Source organism: Rhodococcus sp. MPR-R1B (assembly GCF_058793255.1).
The window spans coordinates 1-3,503 of sequence record NZ_JBXAFO010000069.1 but is presented as its reverse complement, the minus strand read 5'-3'; the positions used below and the strand labels follow the sequence as shown (position 1 = coordinate 3,503).

Sequence of the window (3,503 nt, the reverse complement as noted above, 5' to 3'; positions counted from 1 at the left end):
ATCACCCCACAACACTCACGCAAGGTGGTTAATTTTCGTCCGACGACATCCGTTCAGTTTTCACCCGTCGTCGACACGACCAAATACTCGGACGAATTTGAGCCTTGGAAGGCGATAAGGCTACCGACTCCAATGCGTGTAAGTCGTTCGTGATCAAGTGCTTCTGCCCAGACACTAGCGGTATCGACGCGGAAAACTCGTCCTAGCGCCACATTCGGGGGGAACGCCAATGTCGAATCAGTCATACACCAACTACTTCCTTCAGTAGATGCTCAAGCTCCCAGAGTGGGAGATCAAGTTCGAGCATGTCGATTCCACGCCGAATCCGGCAACTATTGTCATCCGTACCTGCTTCGATACCGATGGCAGTCGAATTTAGGGAAAGGTAATCCTTGGCGTTCGGGGTGAGCACTCTGCTCAATATCACTGCTGGCACCTGCGCAAACCGAGGACGAAGGTGAGTCTGCAGGTGTTCGTCGTTGAATCCGTACCCTACAAAGAAGAGCGCAGAAGCCTTGTCGATCGCCTCATTAGCCCGATTCCGATGAGCATCGAACGGTGCCTCGTAACCGAGTCGGTACTTACTACCGCCTGGTGCGATGATTCGCCGGGCACCCGGAACGGTCAGGTCACTGCGGTAGTGCTGGTCATCTTGACTGAACCAGTCGAGGCTTCCGTGCGGCTTGGAAAGCCGAATGTGGGGGTGCGAAGTCAGCGACACCGTTCTGGACCGGCCCACAACAGTCTGAACGCGATATAGCTCTCCGAGACTCTTAGTGGCGTCCAGTCGGCCAACGGTGTGACCGTAGAACATTGAATCCACGCGCACGGCTGCTCGAGCCGCATGAACCTCGACCAGTCGGTCATAGTTTGTAGTGACGACGTCCACTAGAGGGGCAGCCTGGAGGATATGGCCGAACAGTCTGCCGAACGAAGAGACCATGGGATCTGCGAGAATGTCAGCGATAGCTGCTTTTTCGGATTCTTGAATGCATCCAACGATCAGTTCAGTGATCAGCTCAACCAATTCCTCCGGAGCGGTGCCAGCCTCAAGTGCGGCTTCAAGGCCGGCCATCGCGATGAGTTCTCCTGCGATTCGATTCCATTCGACGCCGCACGATGCGGGGAGATCCGCAAGGCGACCGGGAACCTCTGCCAGGAGGTGCCCGGCGAGAGCCCCCATCCCGGGTAATCCGTGGGCACATGAGGCACCACTACCGATTACGATGACTGTGCCACGTTGGAACAATCCCTGCACGTACGAGTAGACGCTGTCTTGCGTGGTCGCCATGTTCCGCCTTCCCGGGCTTCGATTGCCGGGACGGCATATCGCCACTAAATCCTGACGCAAATGACAATAGCGCCCTCGCACGGTGATACGCGCACACGGTAGGCGGTTCGTCCCACGTTGGATCGTTCACGGTTCAGCGCCCGACGCAGCGGCGCATTGAGATCAATAATGTTGTGGGAGAATAAGAAACGCGAATCCACTGCGACGAGCAGACCTCGGACGTACACCGTCCGCCGTCACTGTCTGGGCGGGTTCAAGCACTTCCCCGAAACGGGTCTGTTCGAGGGGAAGGTCTCCGGAGAATTTGAGAACAATTCCTTTGCTGCCTCGACATCGGTATCTGCGATACCCGTGGTCCTGACGACGGTACCCGCCATCTGTGGGTCGACCGGTGCAGTCACCAACGCGTGCAAGGTGACGATATCGCCGAAGTCTGGCTTGGCTTGTCTCCCTGTGCTGATGTCGCCGTGTGCACTATGTAACGTCACACTGACATCGTTGCGTTCGAAGACTGCGAGTGCATCTTTGAGGCCGATACCGAACTGGCCGATGACATCCTGATGGTGCTGTTTCTCTGCCCTTTCGTTCTGGGTGAGGTGTTGGTAGCGCAGTCCTCGTCCGAAATCCCGAATCTCCCACTACGCACCCACGATTGCAAGAATTCTGGCTGCCGGGGCCAGCGAGACGAGGAACCGAGACTTCGTCCTGAGCGCGCGACTCTCGGGATGTCCGCCGCACGTAGTGCTTTTGCGTCATCTCCTACCGCACGCGATCGGACCGGTTGTCGTTCAGGTGACTGTGCTCACCGGTCTGACCTTTCTCGCGCAGGCCGCCCTCTCGTTCCTCGGGTTGGGTATACAGCCGCCCACTCCGAGTTGGGGCGGTGACTTATCCGATGCGTACCTGCACATCTTGAGCGCCCCACAACAGATTCTCCCCTCCGGCATTCTGATTTCACTGGTCGTCCTGGCCGTCTACCGAGTGGGTGATGCCGTCCGAGACCGCATGTACGTCAAAGGGAGATAGCTTACGAAGATCCCGCACCCAGTCCGACTTCTCGACCACCACACCACCCGCATGAAGGAATACCGATGACCTTGATCGCACCAGAAACTGCGCGCCGCGTCTTCCGTGGAGCCGAACCGATACACGGCATGATCTACTTCACTCCATTCGGCGCGGAAGCCTATGCTGCACTGGGCTTTACGCATCCTCGAATGGGGTACTTCGCTTCGCGGTCCGCACCCATGGGTGCAGTAACGGCAGAAGTCACCATCGCTACCTTCTTCAACTTCAACCCCGAACTGGTACACGCGGTCCTGCCGAATGCCTGGACGATCGCCACCCCCGAACAGATCTTGGCCGCTCGACTCGACGCTGTCGACCGTTCGCTGCGCAAGGCATGGGGAGAACATGTCGACGGCGCCGAGGTTCGAGAAGCCGCCGAACTCGCACGTCGAGCAGCGGAGCGCGCATGCAACAGACCGCAAGGTCGGCCGCTGTTCGGTGGACACGCATCCCTACCGTGGCCAGAAGAGCCCCATCTCGTGTTGTGGCATGCCCAATCCTTGCTCCGGGAATATCGCGGTGATTCTCATGTCGCCCTACTTCACACCGAAGGGCTCAACGGTGTCGAAGCGCTGGTAGTTCACGCCGCCACCGGCGATGTTCCTGCTGCTGCTCTGCAAATGAGCCGGGCATGGGACAACGATCAGTGGGCGGAAGGCGTCGAAAGTGTGCAGGCGCGTGGATGGCTCGAAGACGGCCCCGAGCTTCACCTGAACGAGGTGGGTCGCGATCGCCGGCAGAGGGTTGAGCATCAAACCGATGTGCTGGGGTCGTACCCGTACGAGGCGATCGGCGAGACCGGATGCAGTCGGCTGATCGAAATCTCGGAACGTCTCTCCGGTGAAGTGATCGATGCAGATCTCGGATTTCCGGCAGCACTGGCAGCACGTCGCCGATTGCGTGCGTGACAGCAGGTCGTGAGTGTCGGACGTGGCTGGTGGTGATACGACGAGGGTGTCACCACCAGCCCCTTCACACGATTGTCGCCGAAATCGGCTGCGCCCCGAATCTGCACAGTGAGAAGGCATCCGGATGAGACTGCCGTTGTGCCGAATTCCCGCTCCGTTTAGGTGATGATGGCTTGATGTGGAAACAGGCACTCGGGTTTGCTTTGTTCGGTGCGACCGTTGCCATCGTCACGGCG

At 58.5% G+C, this 3,503-nt stretch carries 4 protein-coding genes; 2 read left to right on the top strand and 2 right to left on the bottom strand.

What is annotated here, in order from left to right; genetic code table 11:
- Window positions 1-241: 241 nt before the first annotated feature.
- Window positions 242-1,183 carry an SIR2 family protein gene (locus AC1Q61_RS32645; protein ID WP_492651473.1) on the bottom strand — a complete coding sequence of 314 codons (942 nt, stop codon included), beginning with the start codon at window positions 1,181-1,183 and terminating at the stop codon, window positions 242-244.
- Window positions 1,184-1,335: 152 nt separating this feature from the next.
- The gene (locus AC1Q61_RS32640) at window positions 1,336-1,518 is read right to left on the bottom strand and encodes a hypothetical protein (RefSeq protein ID WP_492651474.1); all 183 of its coding nucleotides are present in this window, start codon (window positions 1,516-1,518) and stop codon (window positions 1,336-1,338) included.
- 403 nt (window positions 1,519-1,921) lie between these two features.
- Here AC1Q61_RS32640 and AC1Q61_RS32635 point away from each other — a divergent pair, with 403 nt between their 5' ends.
- Both AC1Q61_RS32635 and AC1Q61_RS32630 read left to right on the top strand, forming a co-directional pair.
- On the top strand, window positions 1,922-2,317 hold the full coding sequence (locus tag AC1Q61_RS32635; RefSeq protein WP_492654931.1) for an ABC transporter permease: 396 nt from the start codon (window positions 1,922-1,924) through the stop codon (window positions 2,315-2,317).
- Between the two features lie 65 nt (window positions 2,318-2,382).
- A complete protein-coding gene (locus AC1Q61_RS32630) occupies window positions 2,383-3,267 on the top strand; it encodes an SCO6745 family protein (RefSeq protein WP_492651475.1) in 885 nt (294 codons plus the stop codon).
- The last annotated feature ends 236 nt before the right edge of the window (window positions 3,268-3,503 follow it).

What these genes read in the sequence shown, in the direction of transcription:
- AC1Q61_RS32645 (WP_492651473.1), bottom strand. Translation starts at nt 1,183, where the DNA reads ATGGGGGCTCTCGCCGGGCACCTCCTGGCAGAGGTTCCCGGTCGCCTT.
- AC1Q61_RS32630 (WP_492651475.1), top strand. Translation starts at nt 2,383, where the DNA reads ATGACCTTGATCGCACCAGAAACTGCGCGCCGCGTCTTCCGTGGAGCC.